The organism is Lysinibacillus odysseyi 34hs-1 = NBRC 100172 (genome assembly GCF_001591965.1).
Taxonomy (GTDB): Bacteria; Bacillota; Bacilli; order Bacillales_A; family Planococcaceae; genus Lysinibacillus_B; species Lysinibacillus_B odysseyi.
Genome location: NZ_BCVX01000001.1, coordinates 498566 through 522024 on the forward strand (window position 1 = coordinate 498566; position 23459 = coordinate 522024).

The 23459-nt window shown below is 42.2% G+C and carries 21 protein-coding genes; 3 read left to right on the forward strand and 18 right to left on the reverse strand.

From position 1 onward, the window contains the following. Nucleotides 1-18: 18 nt before the first annotated feature. From BOD01S_RS02645 to BOD01S_RS02675, 8 genes are all read right to left on the reverse strand, one after another. Nucleotides 19-1854 (reverse strand): HEAT repeat domain-containing protein, encoded by a 1836-nt coding sequence (locus BOD01S_RS02645; protein WP_052124878.1) that lies wholly within the window; start codon nt 1852-1854, stop codon nt 19-21. A 61-nt stretch (nt 1855-1915) separates the two neighbouring features. Further along, on the reverse strand, nt 1916-3352 hold the full coding sequence (locus BOD01S_RS02650) for an SWIM zinc finger family protein (protein ID WP_036155350.1): 1437 nt from the start codon (nt 3350-3352) through the stop codon (nt 1916-1918). A 304-nt stretch (nt 3353-3656) separates the two neighbouring features. Beyond that, on the reverse strand, nt 3657-3815 hold the full coding sequence (locus BOD01S_RS23175; protein WP_156117040.1) for a hypothetical protein: 159 nt from the start codon (nt 3813-3815) through the stop codon (nt 3657-3659). Nucleotides 3816-3894: 79 nt separating this feature from the next. Beyond that, nucleotides 3895-4416 carry a hypothetical protein gene (locus BOD01S_RS02655; RefSeq protein ID WP_244887231.1) on the reverse strand — a complete coding sequence of 174 codons (522 nt, stop codon included), beginning with the start codon at nt 4414-4416 and terminating at the stop codon, nt 3895-3897. Between the two features lie 126 nt (nt 4417-4542). After that, nucleotides 4543-5109, reverse strand: a complete 567-nt coding sequence (locus BOD01S_RS02660; protein ID WP_036155354.1) for a hypothetical protein — start codon at nt 5107-5109, stop codon at nt 4543-4545. Nucleotides 5110-5217: 108 nt separating this feature from the next. Further along, a complete protein-coding gene (locus BOD01S_RS02665) occupies nt 5218-5598 on the reverse strand; it encodes an Imm10 family immunity protein (RefSeq protein ID WP_052124879.1) in 381 nt (126 codons plus the stop codon). 87 nt (nt 5599-5685) lie between these two features. Beyond that, on the reverse strand, nt 5686-7332 hold the full coding sequence (locus BOD01S_RS02670) for a DUF6138 family protein (RefSeq protein ID WP_036155356.1): 1647 nt from the start codon (nt 7330-7332) through the stop codon (nt 5686-5688). Nucleotides 7333-7352: 20 nt separating this feature from the next. Beyond that, on the reverse strand, nt 7353-8153 hold the full coding sequence (locus tag BOD01S_RS02675; RefSeq protein ID WP_036155358.1) for a hypothetical protein: 801 nt from the start codon (nt 8151-8153) through the stop codon (nt 7353-7355). 415 nt (nt 8154-8568) lie between these two features. Between BOD01S_RS02675 and BOD01S_RS02680 the strand changes: the two genes are divergently transcribed. Further along, nucleotides 8569-9951, forward strand: coding sequence for an SMI1/KNR4 family protein (locus tag BOD01S_RS02680; protein WP_036155361.1), 1383 nt, complete (start codon nt 8569-8571; stop codon nt 9949-9951). 97 nt (nt 9952-10048) lie between these two features. Here the strand turns inward: BOD01S_RS02680 and BOD01S_RS02685 are convergent, their stop codons facing one another. Beyond that, nucleotides 10049-10933: a YwqG family protein gene (locus BOD01S_RS02685; RefSeq protein WP_036155363.1), complete on the reverse strand. Its 885-nt coding sequence runs from the start codon at nt 10931-10933 to the stop codon at nt 10049-10051. Nucleotides 10934-11100: 167 nt separating this feature from the next. Here BOD01S_RS02685 and BOD01S_RS02690 point away from each other — a divergent pair, with 167 nt between their 5' ends. Together BOD01S_RS02690 and BOD01S_RS02695 are read left to right on the forward strand one after the other, a co-directional pair. Then, nucleotides 11101-11547 carry a hypothetical protein gene (locus BOD01S_RS02690; RefSeq protein ID WP_036155365.1) on the forward strand — a complete coding sequence of 149 codons (447 nt, stop codon included), beginning with the start codon at nt 11101-11103 and terminating at the stop codon, nt 11545-11547. A 461-nt stretch (nt 11548-12008) separates the two neighbouring features. Next, complete coding sequence (locus BOD01S_RS02695; RefSeq protein WP_036155367.1) at nt 12009-13079, forward strand: hypothetical protein; 1071 nt, start codon at nt 12009-12011, stop codon at nt 13077-13079. 352 nt (nt 13080-13431) lie between these two features. Here BOD01S_RS02695 and BOD01S_RS02700 read toward each other — a convergent pair whose 3' ends face one another. The 9 genes from BOD01S_RS02700 to BOD01S_RS02745 form a co-directional block, all read right to left on the reverse strand. After that, nucleotides 13432-14721 carry a hypothetical protein gene (locus BOD01S_RS02700; RefSeq protein WP_036155369.1) on the reverse strand — a complete coding sequence of 430 codons (1290 nt, stop codon included), beginning with the start codon at nt 14719-14721 and terminating at the stop codon, nt 13432-13434. A gap of 18 nt (nt 14722-14739) precedes the next feature. Continuing rightward, nucleotides 14740-15414 carry a hypothetical protein gene (locus BOD01S_RS02705; RefSeq protein ID WP_036155371.1) on the reverse strand — a complete coding sequence of 225 codons (675 nt, stop codon included), beginning with the start codon at nt 15412-15414 and terminating at the stop codon, nt 14740-14742. Between the two features lie 223 nt (nt 15415-15637). Further along, complete coding sequence (locus BOD01S_RS02710) at nt 15638-17902, reverse strand: hypothetical protein (RefSeq protein WP_052124880.1); 2265 nt, start codon at nt 17900-17902, stop codon at nt 15638-15640. A 68-nt stretch (nt 17903-17970) separates the two neighbouring features. Then, nucleotides 17971-19032: a suppressor of fused domain protein gene (locus BOD01S_RS02715; RefSeq protein WP_036155373.1), complete on the reverse strand. Its 1062-nt coding sequence runs from the start codon at nt 19030-19032 to the stop codon at nt 17971-17973. 128 nt (nt 19033-19160) lie between these two features. Next, nucleotides 19161-19901 carry a YwqG family protein gene (locus BOD01S_RS02720; RefSeq protein WP_036155509.1) on the reverse strand — a complete coding sequence of 247 codons (741 nt, stop codon included), beginning with the start codon at nt 19899-19901 and terminating at the stop codon, nt 19161-19163. 318 nt (nt 19902-20219) lie between these two features. After that, complete coding sequence (locus tag BOD01S_RS02730) at nt 20220-20774, reverse strand: CPCC family cysteine-rich protein (protein ID WP_036155378.1); 555 nt, start codon at nt 20772-20774, stop codon at nt 20220-20222. 73 nt (nt 20775-20847) lie between these two features. Next, complete coding sequence (locus tag BOD01S_RS02735; RefSeq protein WP_036155380.1) at nt 20848-21255, reverse strand: hypothetical protein; 408 nt, start codon at nt 21253-21255, stop codon at nt 20848-20850. A 37-nt stretch (nt 21256-21292) separates the two neighbouring features. Next, a complete protein-coding gene (locus tag BOD01S_RS02740; protein WP_036155382.1) occupies nt 21293-22216 on the reverse strand; it encodes a DUF7638 domain-containing protein in 924 nt (307 codons plus the stop codon). Nucleotides 22217-22371: 155 nt separating this feature from the next. Further along, entirely contained in the window at nt 22372-23427 is a 1056-nt protein-coding gene (locus BOD01S_RS02745) for an ankyrin repeat domain-containing protein (protein WP_036155384.1), read from the reverse strand. Between the last annotated feature and the right edge of the window lie 32 nt (nt 23428-23459).

Here is a 23459-nt window from a genome sequence, read left to right on the forward strand (position 1 = left end):
ATTTTAGTTTTCATAGAATTATATCGAAGCAGCTCGGCGGCGAAGCGTATGAATGATTTCTTCAAGATTTACCTTCAGGCCGTCATACTTAATGTCCTTAAGCAGTGCCTCTAAACGGTCCGCGCTTTCTGCAGCCATATGGTCAGGAGCTTGGAGCAGCCGTTCGCTCTCCTCGTAATACATACTGTATGTGCGTTTCCAATCTTTTTTCTCCATCCATTTCAAGAGGAGATTATATTTTATTTCCACATCGAAGCCGCCGGCATCAAGCGCAGCGAAAATATACGGCCCATCATGATTGTTCGCATTCTCCACTGCTTGCTCAATATAAGGCAGCAGCTTCGGATTCCCGGGTACAGCCAGTGCAGATACTAGCTGTAGATTTTCTCGCTCAATTAGCCAATCGAGCCAGCGTCGATCCCATTCCACTTCAATTCTTTCCTGTGGCAGCCGGCTGCGTATATACCCTTTATAGACATACAGCTCTTCCTTAAGCGTATCAAGCAGCGCCATCTGCGTTTCTTGGGACTTCTTCGTTACAAGAGTTTTAAGGCGTCCCCAGCCCGAACCGACGTACTGATCGTACAGTTCAGCAGGCGTCAGTCTACGCTTTGTCGCTCGGAATGCGTATTGCAAATAAATCGGGTTCTGTTCTTCCAGGTGCTTAAGCACAGCCAGCGCTTCGTCCGTATCCATATTCTCTAGGTAAGCTGCAGCCTGTATCAAAACACGTCTACGCTCCCATTCAGAGAGTCGGCCCAAGGCGGGGTATTCCGATGGGTTTCCGGCAAGGTCTAAATACAGCTGTCCCAGTTTAGAATGATGGGCATTTTTGAAAGCGATTAGGAAAGGCTCCAGCTCGTTCCATTGCTTTTCCTTACCCTTCTTATCCTCTTCTCCTGCGCCTTCCTTCCGGAGCCGCTCCACAAAAAGCGGCAGAAGCATGTCGATCATTTCTGTAGCCGGAGCATAGCCGATCGCTTCGGCCGCCAGCATAGCATTCTTTCCCTTGAAAGAATCGTACAGCCGCTGTCGCGCCGCTTCCGAATTACAGACCGCTAATGCTCTGTATGCACCTTCCCGGACCGCCTTTTTCTTGTCTTGCGACCACTCCAGCAGCCGTGTCTCATAACCCGGATACGGACCTAGGCAGGCGATTGCTGCAGATCGTATCTTATCAGCCCCTTCTTCGGCTGCACGTACAAGCAGTTCCAGTGACCGGTCATCTTCCGGATCGACGCCCAGCTCTCTTACGACCTGCAGGCGCCGTTCTTCTTCACGCCCTCCCTGCATATCCAGCTCAGACAGCAGGTGTGGTACAATGGCGCGGCCGTAGCTCGGCAGAATGTTCCGTGCGGCAAAGTCCGCGATCTCTGAATAGGAATCTCCGAGAGCCTTCATGGCAAAAGGGAACAGCCGTAAATCACAAAACAGTCCCTGCTCATACGCCGACGTTACAATTTCATACCGGCCTCCCCCAGATTCGGACAACGCGTTCTGTACTTCCGTCAACTGACGGTAGGAGTATATCGTCATCAGCTCTGGCATTTCGCTATCTTTTTCCTTTTCTTTCCGAACCTGTCCTTCTGCTGCTGTGACTCCTTGCGTCGAAAGCACCGAATTTAACAACAACGATACATCTTGAAGCCGGACAGCTCTCACTTCCGGATCCGCAGGGCCTGCCAGCGCAGCCACTCCTTCGGCCAGCCTTTTAAATACTGGTGCCCGCTCCCCTAGCTGTGCCAGCTTCGGCTCTAGCCTTTTTAGGCGGAAATCTTCTGCCGCCAGGTCACTGCCTGCAATATATAGTCGGCGCAGTTCGCCTTGAAGTTCCTGCAATAAAGTCGTGCTCATTCATTTCTCCTCCCGGTTTCCCGTTTTCCGTTAATTACAAGGCTTAGGTGGCAGGTGGTGATTAGTACAGCAGCCGTGCCACCCTGCCCCCTTGAAGAATCGTCAGCGGCTGGGCGATTAGCCGGCCTGCATCCATCCGGTGCTCAAACATCACCAATACGCAGCAATCGACCATCAGCGATGAATCAACCAGTGACAGAAGCTGTGTCGATCCCTGCGCCAGACGAAATACGTCACCGAGCCTCAGTGAATTCCCCGCAGGGTCCATAAGCACGAAGTCACCATTTTCCGTGGAAGCGATACGGGATGCCTTTAGCAGCACGACCGGCGAACGATCGGCAAGCGGGTCTTTCAGCTGATTTTTAACAACCTTGACCGCTTCAGGAATCGAAGGCCAAGCCGCAGCGCATGCTGCTTCCAAGTCAGCGCTTTCCGTCTTGCGAGGTAAAATGCCTTCAAAGCGTACCCGGGCATTGATACCGCCCGGATACCGATAGAGCTCAGCAATTTTCGCAACGTCGAAGAAGCTGTCTTCCTCCTTCATAAACTTTACCGCCTTGAACGGCCGGTACTGCACAGTGCGGTGGATCCGGTCGCTACCCAGTTCAAGCCAGAATCCAGTGTCCACGAACTCACGCCGTGCTTCATCCCTGCAGCTATAGAAGGCTAGTTGAAGTAACTCAACATTCTCCGTTACCCGTCCTGCCTCCTTTAATTCTGCCAATTGCCAGGCATGTCCCAGCCATTCCTCAATCGTCGACTCTGTATCTGGCTTTAGATCCGGGTCTTCCTGTTTGGCTTGCAAATAAATCCTGCCCTTCTTGATAAAAGCGTGCAGCAGCGTTAACTGTTCGGCCGCGTATGTATAACTGCTTTCGCGGTCTTGACCTTCCAGAAGCAGGGCGAGCCGTCTTAATTCATTTTCCGCTCCAGTCAAATAGCTGCTGCCTAGCGACTTGGCGTGCTTGTTTAGACTCTTAACAGTCTGGGTATCCGTTGTTCCCAGCCCCCCGCGCACCAGCGATAGCACCAGCTTCTCTAGTTCATCCAGCGCTTCGAGCTGCCGGGCAATTTTCTTCTTAAGCGCACTCTTGTTGACTTTCTTCGGCTTGTCGGGCAGTTCGCCGCTTTCTCGTTTCGCCTTGCTTTCCTCCCGTTTTTCTGCTTTATCCCGCTTAGACACAATGTCCTCCGGCACAGCACTTTTCTTGAAGTCCAAGCCATCTGCATAGGCGTACATTAAACCAAGTGCATGCTTGCATGGAAATTGCCGGCTCGGGCAGTTGCAGCGTGCGACAGGATTGTCCGGCGCGATAAAATCAACAGAGCAGACATAATTGGATTTGCCGCTGCCTAGGCATTCCCCGAATAATAAATCTTCTTCCTCAGATACGTAAAGTTTAATTAACTTGTCCTTCTGTACCAGTCCCCGTCCATTTTTGGCCGCGGATGCATTCGGAGCAAGTGAATCGATATATGACGCTGTTAGTTGAAGCAAATCTAACGCTCCTCCCCAAAATTGTATTTTGATTACTTATCGAATTTTCTATAGCTATTCAATAGATATTACGCTGAATACCTATCCATGATTTCTATTTAACAGGTTATTTTAACCATATATGTTAATTTTATTGATTTTATATCGAATCTAATTCTTCTGCAAATTACAGCATGTTAACATTTTTATAGTTTCGAATAATAGAAAAAAGGGCGTTCACTGGAAATTCCGACTTTTTATTTTACTCCCTGCTATTTTTATTTAATTTCATGGCGAATATCACGAAGCAGCGACGTATCCAGCTTCACTTTTCCCAATCTTTTCTACAGATTGGCATCTGCCCGTATTCAGGCTGGGTATCATCAGGGTAACTTATGGCCATCAATACTCCTCTCATTGACCAGTCATAGTAACCTTCTCTTATTTTCCAGTAACCCATCCGCTGTACAGCACGACCAGGCATCTAAACTAGCCGGGGAATTACCTTCTCTTATTTTCCAGTAACCCATCCGCTGTACAGAGCGTCACCATCATATCGTCGGTTACTTCTGGCTTCCGATAACTTCAGCACGGGTAAGAAGCACCCATTGATTAACTTCATCGTATCCGGATACTTCGGCGGTCACTTGATATCGCGGGTACATCCATTCAGCAGGTGTTTTGGATTTCAAAACGGATGTGTCCGTTATACCTACCGCATAAGGTTCCAATAAGTTAATCAGCGTACCTTGCGGGAAAAAAGCTTCTATATATCCTTCCACCCGGGCTCCGACAGGAAATAGACGCTGAGTTCGATGCCAGTCTTCCAAACCGAGTTGAAGCTGTTCGTGCCACAGTTTCTCAAACTCCGCCTGACTGATCTCTTTATAATAGGATTCCTGCGCATCCAGTGGATGTTCTGCCAGCATGAAATGATAGAAATCATGCTTTCGATTCGATGTGATACAAGTGCCGTCATCATGAAAAACGATCTGTCTGTATGCCACACCATCATTATCAATTTCAAAATACCAGGTCCCCATCTCCGGTTCCTGAATATCTTTTATATATTTCAAAACAGTCACTCCAGTCAGATGAAAAGTTGCTTTTTGCTGTCTTATTCGTCTATATGTAGTTGTAAAAAATTTGGCTGCCATTATGAATGATGGCTCTGTAAAAGGGAGAGCGGCGAAGGCTTGTAAATTTCTATTTTAGTAAGTAGAACTTTCAATCTTAAAATCTGAATTAATATCAAATCCCCCAGACCCTTTCTTTTCTGCCTTTCGCAGTACAAACTCAAATGTAGGTTCATAATCTGCATCCTGCAACGTTTCTCCACCCAATATCTCTATGCTGTACCAGCCGTTTTCAATTTCAATGATTGGCTTTTTGTATTGTTGGTAATGATTAAGTAAAGCATTGACTCTTTCGCTCGTGAACTGTTCTAGTATCCGCCAAGTAAACAGCATGAAGATATTGTTTTCAACTTTCAGAGAATAGCCGCCACGTCTGAATTGTAAACGGCTATCTGTTTTCAGCAATTCCGGTGTATCACCAGAAAGATTGAAAATGATCGTATAGGGATAGTTTTCAATCCTTGCCATTGGAAGTATGATCCCATCATGCACAACGTTATCGCCGCTCTCGTTTGTTGTAAATTCCATCGCTAAATTATCTGAAAGACTGTTGGACTGTTTCCAGCTTTCCAGCAGCAAAATATCCCCGAGAATAAAATAGTCTATAAGGTCATTCAGCACTTCGGTAAATTTGTATATCACGGTAACCTCTCTTTCCGCCTTTTATCCTATAGCTGCTTTCATTATGTTCTTCCAATTCAACGGGATTTTTAAAGAATGTCATTGCATCTACGAACCAAGGGCACAGTACTACTTCACCTCAATTACGATCTCCTGATCTGCATTCAGCTTATTAAACTGACTTATTAAGGTATGATACCTTTTTTCGTCTATGCCATATTCAATGTCTATTGAATCAGTTATGCCAAGTGATCTTGCGGTCTCTTTAGTTAAAAAGATTGATATTAATTTCCGACTAATGATGATCTTTACTATTCCCCCGTACTCAGATCTATCTTCACTATTAAAGGTAATATGAACATTATTTAAAATAGGTATGTCTTCAATACATAATGACTTTTGAAATAGCACATATTCTTTCGTCTCAAATTCATCGTCTGCAAATCCAATTAATATTGTCTCATCCTCAATACCAAAATAAACAAATGAGGCTTTTAATAGAGTTATCATTCATTCCTCCTCTCTCACCGAAAAATTCCTGCTGACCTATCGGGATGAAACAGTTTTTGTCACTAGCCGGAATTGATTCAACAGCAATCAACTTACAAGAGCCAGCAGCTTTGCATACATAGGCTTAAGCTCCGGCTTTGTTTGTTTTGACGTTGCGGCCTTTTTCAGCTTTTCAAGGCTTCCGAATATCCGGTATAGAACAAGCTCCCGTTCATAAATTTCTTTAGATGACAGCTCTTGAAGAAGCGTCTCTGCCAGCTCAACGCGATCAATGACGAAGTTTTTTACATGTCTTGCTTCCTCATTCCCTGCAAGCAGAATGTCCATCAAAACCGACATAAGCTCCGGCTCCACGCCATGCACATCAATAAAGACTTCCGCATAGCCATCCTGTATCATCTGATGCTCAGTATCCACCATCTGCATATAACGAGAGATGAGTGGGAAATAGTCCTTGCTGTACAATCCTAGTCCGAGTACCGCATAGGTGCCAGGCATAACCGACTTTTCACTCGGTTCTGTATCCTTGTACCAAGCATAGGGTTCCATCGCGATGTTCGCATATGCCGCTAATTTTGGATAAAGAGCGGGATAAGTAAGTGCCGCTGCAAAAAAACGGTGCAGTCCCGATTTAGCCATCTTTTTTAGAGGAAGATAGCTCTTTTGTTTGCTTTTCAGCTTCAAGCTATATTCTTTCGGAAATCCTTTTTGCAGCAACTCGATCATGTAATCCAACACTTCCCCATAAGCTGCCTCCTCCTCGGCCAAAATCCGGACTTCAATGGTCTGGGTTACATCATTATTATGAATTTCTGCATAGGTCCCTTTGTACACTGGGGTGAATTTCCCGCTCCCCCGCCGGATATAATCTTCCGCCTGTTTTGAGCCAAGCTGGACTGCAAGTTTCAAATATTGCTCACGAGTATCGGGTCTTTTCTTTCCTATTTGCAGAGCAGTATATACAAAGAATGAAAGTTGATCTGCATTCGGATTTATAAGGGCCCTTTCCTCTTTCGGTATCCATTCTATCGCATAGCTGTCTGCACGGTTAAAATAGCGAGGAAGATAAACGTTCTGTATCCAATCCTCCATAGCCGAAGTATATTGACCAATCCATTCGCTCAAGCGTTCTTTGTTGCTGCAGAGCTTGGCAGATAAACGCCCGATTAAAGGGTCAACCGTATCTTCTTTCTGCTCGATTAGATCAGGGTTTACCAAATGACGGGAAAAGAAAAATTGGTCATCCACACTTGGTAACACGGGAAGATCAGCCATAATTTTGGATGTTATAAAATTCTGGAATGATTGGCGGAGCTGGTTCAGCTTCACATTATTTACGAGCTGATCGCAAATATGTATGTCTTCTTCTTTCATTTCAACCGAAAAAACAATCTGGAATCGATAATCAAAAAAATGAGGACCAAGTTTATCCGATAAAAAAAGCTCCTCCACTTCCTTGCGTAATGCCGGATAAAGCTCAGTTCTAATTCGTTCTTCTGTGAGCTCGGCAATATAAGGACCTGCTTCGATTTTATAAGAGCTGTCAGTCCAATCAAACGGTTCATCAATATCAATATGTATTTTCCCATCACGCCAAGCGACCTGTAAATAATCCATTACTCCTACCTGAAGCGGACGATGGGATACGAACTCATTTATTCTTTTGCTCTCTTTGTTGTATATTGTCATCAGCTTGTTCCACACATCATCTAAAAAACCCTGTGCTGCGTCCATTCCTGTTCCTCCTCTTTGTGCTAAAGATACGTTCCGAATAAATATTCCATCCGTTCACGGGAATAACTATCCTCTCCACGCCAGGTTGCTACAGACATATAATCTGTGCCTCGTCCCCTCTCTTTGCGGAAATCACTTCCAGCTACAAGTAACCCGGCATATCCCCAAATTTCAAGTACTGAATCTCTTTCATGCTTATTCGATGGAAATACATCTTTCCAGCGTTTCTCAAGACCGCGTGCTCCATCCTGCTTATCGCACTCATTTATCGCTTGTATCATTTCTTTCAGAATGTGCACGTCATCTTTTGTTACGACAAGCTCGGGTTCTTTACTTATCATTTCCAGATCCATTAAGCAATAGATGAGATTGTTGTGGCGTACGCCTCCCCATTTTACTCTCTCGAATTGAAGGACATTCAAATCATAATGGATGTATTGTTCATCAGACATTAGACGATTGTTGTTGCAATAAGCACATGAACTATACATCGGTTCCTCTGCTTGTTTGGCATGGTATGCATGTACACAGAGTTCATGGGTCAACGCCCAGCTTGATAAAGCGCTTCGTAAGTAGACCTTCCGGGTTGTTAAACTATGCAGAAAGGCTTTAACGACTTTCTCCTGGTTTATTTCATGTTCATGAATCTGCCGCAATCTGCTGATACATTCATCGTGTGTGATGGTCAGAGGATCAAACATAAGTCCTTTGTTCTTCGCATATTCAAAATCCTCTGCGCTGCAGTTTGCCAGCCCGCCTTGTTTCCAACCGCTTGCTGACCAAAAAGTGCTTGTTAATATCTTCTTTGCTTTAGCTTCCATCATAACTCCCTCCCCATCTCCGAATTCCGCCTCAAATACTCCTTGGAATCGCCATGATAATAAATGCCATCTGCCTGACAGCTTCTCTGATCCTCAATTTGTATATTTACTTTATTATACCAATTCTCTTATAAACTGGCATGCCGTTCGCTTTAGCAGATTGACTTAAGGTCGTGACGACGGAATATTTAAGAACCTGGTGTACAGTATCTAAATATCTCCTACATGCTGATCTGAATTTTTCACCCGCATTACTAGCTATATCTAAAAGCCTATATTCAGAATACTTGCCATTCTTTGGTTTCTTATGATGAAAGAATTATAGTATTCTCTATTATAGTAATTACTATTTTATAGGCAGAGGCTGCCAAGCACGAATGAAGCTAGTGTCTTACTAATCCTTTTGGAGGTAGAAATGAATCAAACACTATTTGAGCAACTGAACAAGTGGCATGAAGAAGACGAGCATCAGAAAATTGTAGATTTGCTGATAGCTATCCCCGATGAAGAACTAGACTATGACGCGATTAGTCGTCTTGCTAGAGCCTATAATAATTTGGGGCTTTACGAGGAAGGACTCTCTCAATTTGATAAAATTTCAGAGGCCGGCAAACAAGATCCTCTCTGGCATTATCGGGTAGGCTTTGCTCTTTATTATTTAAAGCGCTACGAGGAATCGGTGGAGGCCTTCCGCAAATCTGACCAATTAGAGCCCGATAATCAAAGTACGGAGTATTTTTTAAGTCATAGTATTCAAAAGGCGGAGAAACAGAAAAGAGAAGAACTCCGTCTTGCCAAGAAGAAAGCTTCCTTGGAACACAGCAGTTCAGTAACGGAGAAAGCACTTTTTTCTGATATATTTTTAGCTGATTTCTGGGAGGACAGCGAGTATGCAAAAGAAGATTATCAATCCGAGCCACCTACGGATGAACTGATTAATTCAATTGAACAAGAGCTTGGTTACAAGCTTCCCTCCTCTTATATTCAGCTGATGAAGCATCAAAACGGCGGTGTACCGAAGAACACTAACTTTCCAACACAGGAACCGACTTCCTGGGCAGAGGATCATATTGCCATTACAGGGATTATGGGGATTGGCCGCGAGAAAAGCTACTCACTGTGCGGGGATGGGGGCAGCCAATTTATGATTGAGGAATGGGGATATCCTGACATTGGCGTAGTGATTTGTGATTGTCCTTCAGCCGGGCATGATGTCATCATGCTGGACTACCGAGCATGCGGCAAAGATGGCGAACCTGAGGTCATTCATGTCGATCAAGAAGATGATTATGAGATTACCTTTCTAGCTGATAATTTTGAAGAATTTATCAAAGGCTTGGTGAATGAAGAACAATATGATACGTCTGAAGAAGATAAAAAAGAAGCTCTGGATAAAGTCGCGCATGGCAAATTTTCGCCGCTGCTGGAGAGGCTGTGCTCGCGGGTAACAGAAGTGGAACAGGTTGAACAGAAAATCCGCAGCATATGTACACGGATTGTTGAAGAAAAGGGCCATTTTTCTTTTCATGCAGATGAATTATCGTATGTCATGTATGATGTGCAGTTTTGGTTATATACGAAGTCATATCCAAACACTAGCCGCGAGCAATATTTGGCAGTCTACCAGAACATAATCGCTTTTGGCGGAGAATTTGGCCAACGCGGATATGCTCCTTCTTTTATTACCGATTGGCTTGATGCCCGTATCAGGGAAGAACGGATTGTACAGGACGACGGGGTTATCCGGTTTACCAGTTCGTATGCAGAGGAAGTCATCATTAAGTTAAAAGAAGCCTAATCGCAGATAAGAGCCTGCTTCTAAGGCAGGCTCTTCATCCTGTGATTTGCTCTAACTCACCAACATTGCCGGTTATACTCGCAGAGAGATAAATGCATTAGCTCGAATAGAGGGAGCAATACGTGTTTGCGAAGTTCCCCGCAAGCAAATCTTCCTTTCGAATATAGAACTGCAATTCTCCAGCGTCCCACCAGCAGAATCCGACCTCCTGATCAGAATCCAACGCGAGCAGTAATAGTGTATCTCCCACTTCCTGCTTAGCCCGATCGGAATCACCTTTAAAATGATCAGTAATCTGCTCCAATGCTGAATCCGTTGAATAGTTATACTGTTTGCCGGTCAACAGATGCAGAGCTGCTTCATATTCGCAGTCTCCGTGCTGGGTTGAGGGATAACCGAACATTACTGCCAGATCATTTGAGTTCCCATCGTTCAACTCGAAGCATAGCTCTTCATATTGTTCATACTCATGTTCATCGTCTTCTACCATTTCATAATCTACATAGCCATAATTCGGAGGTTCCATCGTTGATCTAGCACTTACCCGGTATCCTGTAAACTCCCTCTCAAGAGCAGTCACTTCAGGCGAACGGAGACGTTTAGCTTCCTGAAGCTTGTCCTCCGGTACATAGATCACCTTGTGCTCGATACCATATGCAGGTTCATCTACTCCTACGAAAAAGTACAATATGCCTTTCACAGGCAGCAGTGCTTCTTCATCTTGATGTGTCAATTCACTTAAACGAAGCTGGGCTAAAAATGTCATGGGCGTTCCACCAGAATCCACCGGCCACTCTACGCTGGCAGGAAGATCGGGGTCGCCTCCTATACGGGATGAGCCTATCTCATTGTATGTTTCGATCTTTTTCTTAGACAAGCGAATACCTTGACGTACGGACTCTTTCAAATAATGCACCGCATGTTCGAACTGATTTTCGCGAACAATTCGTTCGAGCTTATTTTGATTGTTACTACTTAGCAATTGCTTCACCTTCCCTATATAAAATACAAAAATACGACGAGATTATGGTCTGCAATATTTAACACTACGTAATTGTAACATATGGAAATGTAATGGTATTATCTATTAATGATGTTCATATTTTCAGAACAGTAACATCTTAATTATCAAATAAGCGGGAGGAAGCAATGACTTTTGTACTTCTCATAGCGGGAATTGCTGTGAATACCATTCTTTGTATATTTACGGGTGGTGGTGTTGTTATAGGCCTTGTTTTTTCCCTAATCGGACTGCCACAATCCAATTCCAAAAACAATTGGTTTTCGATGGACACGATCAAATTCGTACTGACCATCCTATTCACATTATTGACCCTGATTATATTCTCGTTCATTACATATGCGAATATTCGAACAGCGGGCACACTCGCATTCTCACGACTAGATTTATTTCAAGCTAAGAAGATGGTGCTGTTAGGGTTTATTCAGGGAGTCTTCTCTCTTATAGCATTTAAATGGCTTTTGCCCCAGTTTATTGGGGGACTAAAATTAGATACTAAGCATAAGTGGGTCATCGCTAGCGGTTCTGTATTGAGCATTGCGGGCGGTGGGATTACATGGCTAGGCTTTATGTAAGACCATGATTTTCCTGAAGAACGATCATTATTCCTAATGATTATGTAGAGGGTAAAATGAAACAAACACTTATTGAACAACTGAACCAGTGGCATGAGGAAGATGATCATCAGCAAATCGTAGATGCGCATACAGCGATCTCAAGCGAAAAACATCTATAATGAAGGTTTTGATTCTACATATCTTCCCCAAAGCCCATCTTACTTTTTATTTACATTGTTTGAGTCGTTTAATCACTACTTACATCAGTCCCTAACGCTTTAGATACAAAACTTAAGGGACCATCACTCGCTTTAGAAGTTATGAGAGTGAAAATGAATCTCTTTCAAAACGAAGCAGGAAATATATTTTATGCCATGTTATGATAAGAAACTCTTCTCTTAACTCATGTATAATTTCAATTGCGTGCTCTTTTATTATTGCTTTAAACTACACCACCAATGAATTGAGGGATCAGACCGATGAAACTTCAGTCGCTGTATGATGATTATTTAAATATAAAATTCAATAGAAATTTAACAACCGTTCAAACGGACAGCTTTAAGTATGTATTATGTGAAGATGAAAGTTCGGAACTATTCTTCAATGGTTACGAGGACGAAACATTCAGCGCATGGATCTCTGAATTACAGCCGAGGGACCCTAATTACACGGCAAAACCTAACTGGAATCCCGTACTTTCGAAGAACTTTCCACAGTTAAACGTATACGATGAGTTAATCTTTTACTACCTTTTGTTTACGATTAACGCGACAACCTCAATTATTAAGATTAATGCGTACAATGGTATGAATGATTTCATGAAGGGTTATTCTTTTTTTCAGTTATCCCAATTGCCTAGTGTCACCGCATTAAATGAAAAACAGCAAGCCGAGCTTAGAGATTTTTTCTTCTTTTTCTATCTCTATACGCATCCTGTTAACGAGGAAACTCTCCACTCCTTTTCATTCCGCGGGCAGGACTTAGTTCATACTAGAACAGGGATTAGAGTAGGACACTACCTTTCTAAATATCATGATTACTACCGAGACCATCTCGGCAATTATATGGATCAGATAGGTATATCCTCCGATGAAATCGATATATGCAAAAATTTAACGGAGGAGCTGTTAAGGACAATCGAGGGTAAATCCAAGCTGGTCATGCCACCGGAGGAAGGTTTGGAGGATCTACTACAGCTTATCAATAATGTTGATCTTTTGTTACATAAGAACATAGAAAATAAATCAGAGATTTTTAAAGTAATGGCGGAGTGTCTCACTATTGAGCGTTCAGGCCCTTATCGAGATCACTGCTTCAGAATGTTGCTGCAAAATTATGTCACGTATATCCTTTACTTTAACTTTGATGAACTGAATGAGCTAGTGGATTACTTCAGCAATACTCCGTTATGGTGCGAAAAGATCATCAATACGATCTTTACCGATGCCATCTTTATTCAGAAGATTATACGGCAAAATCGTATTGACATAACAAAGTACAAAAATATAACAGATTTTTTCAATGAGAGCGCTAGGAATATTTATCTTTAGTGAAGATATAATAGCAACTTTCTTTGGAAACATGCTAAAAATCAAAAAATATAGAAGATGATAACTATGCAGAGGAAGTAATTAATAAGTTAAAAGAAGCCTAATCAATCACTGGTCAATTCCAGTTCAGGTTCATGCCTAATAATGAAAGGAGCTCGCTTTCAAAGCGGGCTCCTCTTGTAATCTTCGTTGGATTTTCATCAATCATTATTTCAGCGGCGGTTCCGCCCTAATCTTTCATTCAGCGCAACAGCAAGTACTCTAAAGTGTCCCTTCTCTTCCGAGTCCAGCAGTTCATCCGAACTACTTTTCTCCATTCAGTAATATCCATCTAACTTAAAAAAGAACCTATTCAGCTTTGCTGATATACCGTTGCTGTAATCTTGTCTTTTGGACATATAAACATATAAAAAATGCCTTCACCATATTCGTCGAAATCAGCATAATCAATCTGCCCTATATACTGCATTCTTCGTTCACAACAAGGGCATACTGGATACTCGGCATCCTGGACCCAGCTTGGATGGCCGCCGATCTGTGAATCTAATTGTGACATGGTCCAAACAGCAGCATAATATGGGGATTGCGGCACATGTGCAAGATTTAGACAAGGCGGGGGTTCAGTACTGCTGTTTACGTCTTCAAGATCCGGAAGATAATCCGGTTTCTGATTAAATTGACTCCATACCGACATCCCCCTGTTATCCAGCTCCATATAAATTGTACTGAAGCATCCGCAAGCTTCGCAGGTTACTACTTGGAGGTTTTCCATAGACAGGTTCAGATATTGCAAAGCCGGGTGAGAGACAGCAATATCCATCAGCTTCGTTAACTTTCTTTTACACCATGGACATGCAGCGCTGCTTGTCTCAAGAAAACGCGCACGATACCCAATATTTACCTCATTATTTTGTTCGTTTACTTGTCTGATGGGATAACATACATGGTTAATAAGGTTGCGCCTTTCTCCCTCGGGCGTAAGCTCCCAACCACCATCAAGAGCATACGTTTCAGGAGTAACAAATAATTGCTCCGCCCATTCAGGCGGCTGTTTTCGCCATTGTTGAAACTGGTCTATAACTGCCGAATCACCGATCCACCCGAGTACAAGGAGAAGATGATTACGGTTGTCGTCATCCCACGCTATCCGCTCCAGAAGCTGATCTCGAATGTCCTGCGGTGAATCTTTAAATAGAATGGGATGATAAAACAAGCCGCGCTGTATGAGTTCTGGCAGAGCATCCGAAACATTATCATCCCGGTAGCATACTAGAGACAATAGAATGTCTTCTGCTTCACTTTCATTATTTACAGCAAGTAATTCCAACGCATATTTCATCATACTATCAGCTTCTTGATCAGATAATGATATGTATATCTGCTCCATGCTTAACGGATAAGAAACATATTGGATTAGCGGATCATACTTTTTTGGGGCATGCATCACCTTGAGAATCTCTACATGACCCGTTAAATTTTCATACAGATTCACCATTTTACGATGCTTTTCTATATAAGCCTGCTGTTTTTTTCGTTCCTGCTCCTGGTAGCAAGGCATGCAGATGCCGCCTGTTTTGGTCGCAGTGCTCGGCAAGATCGTCGCGCTGCACCCTTCCATCTTACATGGTAAACGTTCCGTCATTTCAATTAACCTCCTTAATTACGGCCCAATATACAGTTTATTTTCTGAGAAAACCGCTGAATATCCACGTCTATACAGCTCAAAGTATGCTGCGAACGGATCACCGTTCAATCTATAACGGTGCCACTGAAGATAATAGGAAATCCAGTAATCACAGGCAATCGAGTAATACGCCTCGTCCAAAATTTCAATCGGTTCATCGTAATCCTTCTGTTCGTTGATGATATCAAAAATCGTCTCATATATTTCAGGATCGTATTGCTGACGGATTTCATCTATTGATCCAGAAGGTATAATTTTAATCTCTTTAATGCCAAGCAAGTAATCTACTGAATCTACCGTATCTGCCTTCTCAGAGGACTCCAGTATTATATCCTTTAAACCTTGAATAAACTGTCGGCCGTAATTTATTAATATCTCATTTGTTACATTAACAGCTTTACTAGTAAAATATCCTGGCACTGCAGATCCGCTAAAATCCTCAGGTTCCAGCATTTTATAGATCTTTAATATCCTCTGCAAATAAGCATGTCCATCTTCAAGAGGTTCAAAAGTAGCCTCTACCCCTTTTCCATCTGGCATATATATTTGGAAATACCCATAGAACTGGGCTTCCTCAATATCTGATTCATCGGAGTCTACCTCTTCTTCCATAAGCTGAAGCAAATACCGTGCATACGTCTGTTTATCCATATGTATCTCTCCTCTTCTGCTAACCTGCCGCGTGTTGAGTCATTTTTTATCATATCTTATACTGTCGCCAACCCTCAATAGCAGTAACGTATTAGTTGGCATGTTGCTGCCACGGCAGGAGCAGTATTTAACGTATCTATTTACGATAGAAAAAGGCTATGTTAAAAGTCCTTTTGGTTTTTAACACAGCCTCTATTATCACTTTAGTTTATACGTGATATTACTACTTTGAAGAATAATTAATAATCATGGCTTCCCGCGTACCCTCATCGTAAGCAATCCACAATTCATCTCCCACCGCTACACCATACACAGGTTCGATTGTCTGTTTAATGTGATAGGTCACTCCATCCTTTTCTACGGTAATTGCAGCTACTGGGCGTTCTCCATGCGTCCCGTTAAAATGAACGGAGAGAACTTTAGCCGCCCCCTGCTTACCTTGAAGTAATCGGGTTTCCTTTTGCAAATCTTCTTTTTTCATAGCAACCGGAATCACTGTACCCACATTCACGGTCATGTTTTCAGGTACAAAGAGACCATTCACTTTACGGATCCGGTCCGTACCGCTAGAAATGATGACTTCCAAAAGCATAAGCTGCTTCTTATCTATAACTATTGGCATTTTCTGCACGTGGATCACTTCACCTTGCAGGGATATTTGATCCGATGCCTTTTCTATATTCATAGTTCCGTAGCTTAAAATTCTCGCCATTCCCTGAATCAAAATCAAGTTCGCCCGTTCCCCGGTGCGATATTCAAATCCGAAAGACTGGACGACCGGTATTGTATAAACGCGTCCCTCGGCTGTGAAGTGAAGCTGAAGAGCTTGTCCCCGGTTTACACTTCCATAACGTTCGATACGGGTAAGGACTGCATCTTTAATAAGTGCTTGTTTAGAATCCTGCGATGCATGTTTAAGGTCCTCTTCTGTGATGAATACAGCCTTATGTTTCTTTCGGTTATAGCTGATCATGACGGTATCACCGATTTGAATAGGATTCAGATAGGAGATGACTTGCTTGATTTCAACCTCTTTCATTTGACCTTCATCCTCAAACTGAACAGTAAACCGTACTTGCGGCCTTTCATTCACATATAAACCCGACTCTTCCATATTCTTAATCCTGCCCTGAATATGCTGGCCATCTCTTATTTTTTTCTTACTTGCATTCGCATACAAGCGAGGAGCAAATGCGAGGCCTATGAATGACACTAGCGTGATGAAGACCCAAATCGCCCAATTAATTACAAGCGCTCCACCTTGCTTTATATAATTCCAAAAGCTTTGAATGGACACTTTATTTTCGACTTCAGTAAGCATCCATTCCTCGACCTGAGTGCTCGAAAGAACCTTAGCCTGCTGAATTTCCATATCAAGAAATCCTGCCGTAATGTCTCCACCGCGATAATAAAGGATGTCACTGCCTGATTGCTTATAAAATTCAGTCTCGTCATTTTTTAAGTTCTCGTAGGACAGCTGCTCCAAAAGAGCATTGGCATCTTGAAACTCTCCGGATTTCTCATTGAATACATATCCGGTCACAGTTCCTTCTAATTCATCTTCTGCAGTAGATCCTGCGATCAGAACCTCCTCGTCATTCAGCAAGAATACACGAGCTTGGTAAACCGGCTTAGGTGTTGGAACCGGATTTTCCCAATGATTCTCGTTAGCGTTATAAAATGAGGCTTCTTCAGGGTAGTTCCCATTCTCGCGAACTAACTTACCATTGTTGAAACCGAAGACTTTAGCAAATTGAGCCCCAGCCCGGTCCTCTGCAGCAAATGTACCTTCATCATCATTTTGCAGCAGCACAGATACAGCACCATTTCCATCTAATATCCCGCTGACTAATGCTGTTCTATCATCCTTTAAAGCTACAGAAAATAAGGGTACTGCTTTGTCGTTCTTAAAGCTCCCATGCACTTCATCTATCCGAACAGGCCTTGCCGGAAGCAAATCCTGTTCGCCTAAATTCACTTTATCCAGCTTTCCGTCCTTCACCTGAGCTATAAACAATGCATTTTCTGGTGTTTCCCCAGCTACAATGAGTCTTCCGCGCCAGGAATAAACATTTGAGCTCCATGAGGATTTAAGGTGCATCGTTCCCTGTGCCAGCTCTTCAACCATGCCTGTTGAGTGGAAGTAATTGATTTGCAGACCATAAGAATCATCGTAAGTTGGGATAATGATTCCATCCTGCTGGTAAGCCGCCGGTCCCAACCCGGCTATGAAATCGGTATGTACAGTCGTATCACCAATTAAGGTTTCCTTATCGGTATTAAAAAAATAAACATCATATTGCTCTCCAACCGGGTGTTTTGCTAAGCCAATGAGCTGCTTTCCCCCATCCAGCATATAGACCTTCTCAAAGGATGGTTGATACTCGTCTATATATTCCTTATAATCGCCCCATAGGAAATAACTTAACACTATTACTGGAATGAAAAACAGTAAATTCCCGAGAGATACCGCTCGCATTATTTTCATCTTGTTTTTCTCCCTTTAAATTATGTAAACCTCATAAATTCGTTGTTATATACATGGAAAGACAATTACTATCCGATCGTAGAAACCACATTCCCATCTTGATCCTTGATGTATGTTTTAACGACTTGAAGTTTTAATTCTTTATAAGAAGACAAATGAATTTCTCCTTCTTTAGGCAGAAGCTTGTGCATAAGCTCGTTAACAACCGTTTCGTCCAGTTTTAAATGGATGTTCTGCTCATCTGTTTCGATTCCAGTCGTTGGAGCGGATTCCAATGTTACGCTTATCCCATTGCTCATTAACACCAAATCTTTTCCCTTAAGCAGCCGGCCGCGCAGCAGCATTGCAATCGTCCCAGCCTGCTTCGCTCCTAGCGTAAGTACAGACGGCTTTTTACTGAATAGGCCATTCTTGCCGGGTTCCCAGGACAACTGATCCACAAATAAAAATCCGGTGCTCGAACCGTCACGGTCTATTCCTACTTGGACACTCTCCTTCACAGCAGGGACCTGCAGAATAGAATTGCGGGATAAGTCCGTAATATAACCCGGCAGTTCTGCTTTTCCAGCCTCAAGTAAACCTCTTGTATTCCAAGTTTTCATAGCCTCCAGCTCATCTTCCGTAATCCCTACCATTTGAAGAAATTCAACGCGTCCGTTAGGCGTATGCAGCGTCTCCAGTTCCTGATCTGGTATAAAGGCAAGAGCAGTCAGCTGTGTATCAGCTCCCAGGCAGATTGGCCCGTTGGCATCCAAATAATCGCCGGAAGCGAATATATTGCCGCTGTTAAATACATATCGTCCCATGTTTTGAAGTAAGTTTAATGCCCAAGCTGGTGGCTCCTCCTCATCCTGGCCGCGGGCGACCCGGAAAGTAAGTTCAAACCCATAGCCGCTATAATCAGGATTTTCCGATTCCTTCTCATAAAGCTCCGAGAAACCAAACGTTACAATATGCCAATGTGGAAAAGGTGACTCCGCTTTATAAGCACTAAGGCCGTCTAATGGATCTTGACCACCGAGCATATAAGGAATTGCAGTACCATAATGCTTTGGCTCCTGTTGCCCGTACAGCTTCGTCATTTCCTCTTCAATTGCGTTCCATCCTGTCGTATTCACTTCTTCGGTCATCTTTTCTCCTCCAACTCGTTAATTTTACAGTTACTTGCCATTGTATTGAAAATAGAAGCGGCTCAAATGTGTCCGATTGCAAAGCCCATACTATACACTTTCGAACAGCTCATCGTACTCGTATCTCCCTAGCAGCATTGCCAATCATATACGACTTTTGAAAAATCCCTATTTTTCAAAGCATCCTTTGGGATAGAGAAAACACAGTTCCCGGAATCCCCGAACATAATGCCGCATTCTTCATCGATATCCAGCTGCAATAAAAGAAAATCGTCATCATCAAAACCAATATAATCATTTTGAACAAAATAGGGATATCCGCCAACTCTGCTATCGCTGCTATAGCAGTCTTCACTCAGTTTCTCATATTCTGCTTCTGACAGCTTATTCGCAAAAATTTCCTGGAAGAGGTCTAATGAGGACGACATAGGCATTTCCCTTGTTTTAAAATACATTTTACCGCTGTCTGAAAAAGGAAGATTCCCCTTATATTCTTCATTTTCATACGGATGTTTCTTTACTATATGTTCTTCATTTTCTTCATAATCTTCTATGTATTTTACGAGAACCGGGTCTTCCAAACCAAACAGGTCAGTGTTTGCAACATAAAATTGCAGTAATCCCTTTTCAGGTAATTCAGCTAGATTTTCAAGATCTGCCATATTGATCTGCGCTAAAAACAACATAGGCTCCCCAGCTTCATCAGTTGGATACTCTTCCACACTTTTCAAATAAGGGCACCCGCCTAATTTACTGTCCCATGGTTTTGTTTCTTCACGCTTGAAACTTATTTCATTGCTATACCTAAAAGTACCTTTAATTAAGTTTTCATGTTTTTTCAACAGTCCAGGAATTTCATATTTTATCAATGCAAGTGCCCCCATTCTGATAAACGGCTCTTTACTTAACCGATTTACACTATATCATTATTTGGTAATTCCCGGCATCCTACCCTAAATGCCTAATTTTTTCGGCCAAAGACATAAGGTTTCTCTTCAGAACTGGATAATAACTTACATCTTTTATAGAAAAAAGCCGTGACTTCTTCCCTATCTTCTTGAAATCCTTCCACCCTACAATTTCGGAAGTCCCTTTTGATCTTCTGTATAAAGGTAAGAATCGAGATAGCCAGTAGCTGAAAGTCCAAGTAGGATTGCGTCAAAGTAGGAACTAAATAATATACCTTTTCAATCAGCCTTGTTATAGATTTCATATCTGTTAGAAGCTACTAGTTTAGCTCCTTCTTTTGAACAAGCCCCGTACTTTTCAAAGTTTTTTCTGCCGTCAGACAAGGTCATATGATTAGGTCCACTATACCGGCTTGGATTATTGTTACCATCATCCTCCCAGAAGCAAACTGGGCAAATATCATATTCCCCCCGCTGTACTAATGTTTTGTAATTACAGCAGGGACAAGGTAATAACTTTTCCACGCAGCCTTCGACCTCAATATTGCTCCCTACTATTTCCGAAACGAGTTTAGATAAATATTCGTTAGGAATTCCATAGAAACTATCTTCTGCACCTATAAGTAACAATTCATTATAACGGGAGTTCATTACGTCATTTACCGGTCCATCTGAATTCAATAGTTCATGCTGCAGCGACTTTGAGAAAAAATGAAATTCAGGATCCTGTTCATCTATTCCCCAAGTGTTCCATAGCACTGCCTCACGTTCATCCCTCGTTAGTTTCGTAATATCATTTTCTATGATGATCTTTATAGCTTCCTTCCTTAACACCCTCTCACCTTGATCCTCCCTGTTGCATAATCGTCATTAACAGCAAATTTCTTCTCTCCAAAAACCCTTTTTCTTATATATCCATTCCGTAGTACTGTTTATAGTTATTTATCATTTCCCTCTTTGAAAAGCCAGCAAAGTCAGTATCTTTACGTTTCATTAAATAATCTATTTCCTGCTTCGCTTCTTTACTTGCTATGGTCATTAGATAATCGATTGTATTATCAAATCCTGCACCGCATAGGAGCTGGACATCAATATAGCAGCTAGTATCAAAGTTCTTTTGCTTTGCTTCCCAAATGAGTAAACTGTCTTCAGCTTCACCAACTGAAAACAACATGATACAAAGCGTTTTAAGGTATTCATTATCTTCGGCATCTTTGTTATTAATTTCTTCCTTCAATAGACCCCTTATTGTCCCTCTATATGTATGTTCGGGCTCTAATCCATATTGCTCTAAAATCGCCTCTTCTTTATTCATATCCTTCACTCTTTCAAGTTATGTTTTATAAAAACAGCTACACTTCTCGCTTCTCGCTTGGATTATAAATAATCCGCTGGTAATCCCAGTCTTTTGAATCCATATCACCTAGAAACATCCGTTCATGTTCGGGAACGAGCTCATATTTTTCTTTTAAATTGGCTCTAGTGAAGTCACTTGGGTTAGCAAGATAATGATAGTAAGCTTCCCTGCAGATTTCTAAAGTCGTTTTCTCTCCTTTTAATTTACTAAACATATCGGACAGTTCTTTTTTCTTTTCTTCTATATCTGCTGCATACAGCGCTTCTGAAAAACGTACTTCTCCCAATTCTGCAATCGTAACTTCTAAAGGATGAGAGAATGCTGTAAACAATATTCCATTCTTAAATAATTCAGCGATTTCATCCATCTGATAGTATTTTTCGAAATTCGCATTATAAATTCCAACAAGACCGTTCTCGTATACGACCATATTCACCAAATAGTTTCTTTCATTTTCCTTCATGAAAATAAAAAAGCCTTTTCCTTCCACTGTCTCATAGAACATTTCACGCACCACATAGAAGTCAACAGCTGCAGGTGAATAGACAACCTTTCTTGTTTCATTTAACTCTTTTTGAGCTGGTGTAATTTTAAAAATGTTTTCAAACCCTGGATTTAGTTTCTTTACATTATTTACTACATATTCGTAATATGTATCCTTATCATGCAGCCAATTCGCCGAGTCGATCTTATATGCGCCTAACCCGTGAATCGAAAGTGTCTTGCCCCGAGGAGCGATCGGCGTCAACCAGCCTATGTCTATCTTTTCTTTTAGCCCTGCTAAATCTACAAGTTCCCAGCAGTTAGCTGTTCCATCTTCATAAACATCAACATTTATATAGAAATATTGGTTTCCATTATGAATGATCCCCGGAACCGTTGTTCCTTCAATTACCTTTTTTCTTCGAATTTTTTGCATCTTTTTTTACACCTCAGCATTTTTTCGTTCTTATGTGAATTTCTGAATGAAATGAAAATAATACCCCCTCTTCTTAGCTGGTAAATGCATAGAAAAGGGATATGTACAGCGCATGAAAAACTCGTATTATATCCGCTGAATAAACGGTACATATGTTATCTCTTATAGTCGGGCTGTTCCAGTGTAATAGGATTTGGATTACTGAGTACCCAATGCACTGCCAGTTCGCATAACCTTGCAGGTTCATCGTCTCCATGACCGTTGTGCAGTTTATTCACTAATATTTTTATCTCCTGAAGTGCAGCGGGAGATAATGGTGTGCCCAAGCTAAAGTAATGGCTCAAACAATTGAGCATCTGACGAAACTGGTTATCCCAATTGATACCGCCATTATCTAAAATTTCATATGATACTTTCCCGGTAATACGGATTACCTCACCCTGTACGGTGCTCGCATGCCCTTTTGAAGGGATTAGTAAATTCCAAAGTTCATCATGCTGCGCCTGCCATACCTTTGTTGATACGGTTATTGGCGAGGTACCGTCGTGAATCTTTCGTTTTTCTACCGGGGGAACATCAAACAGCTCGTACAGACGGTAAAGAGCCTCATCCGTTTGATTTAAATATTCTTTATTAAAGCCTTCTCTATGAAATTCAAATTCATTTCCGATCCGTTTGACCGAGTCTTTCATTGCCGGCGTTACAGCTGCTCCGGCGTCAAGCAAAATAGCGGCAACTTCCGCCATATTGACGATATCTATGTTTCTACACATAGCTAAAGCTTTTGCTAAAGGTGTCTGCTTCCTCTTATTTTCTGCGTTGAGATTTGCGCCTTTAGCAACCAGCGTGTGAACCGCATGCGGCTTAAATGAACCTGCGGCAGCAAATAACGGTGTCTCGTTTTGATAATCAACAGCTTCTATATCAGCACCCAGCTCAAGCAGCAATTCAATATGACCGGTCCAGCTTATAGCATGTTTATGTAAAGCTGTTCTGCTGTAACTGTCTTGAGCATTTATATCAGCCCCCTGTTCTACGAGCCAGCGTACCAATTCACTCGGTATATTAAAAAAGCTTAAGGCTGTCGATTTATTGTAGCCGCCCCGGGCATCCAACTCGCACTGGGTAAATACCTCTTTTAATGCCGATATATCGCCTGCTTCAATTAGTTCATCGAAATTTTTCGGTAAGGTTTTTCTCTTCCTGCCCATCTGTACCTCTCCCCTTATGTAGAATTTTTACA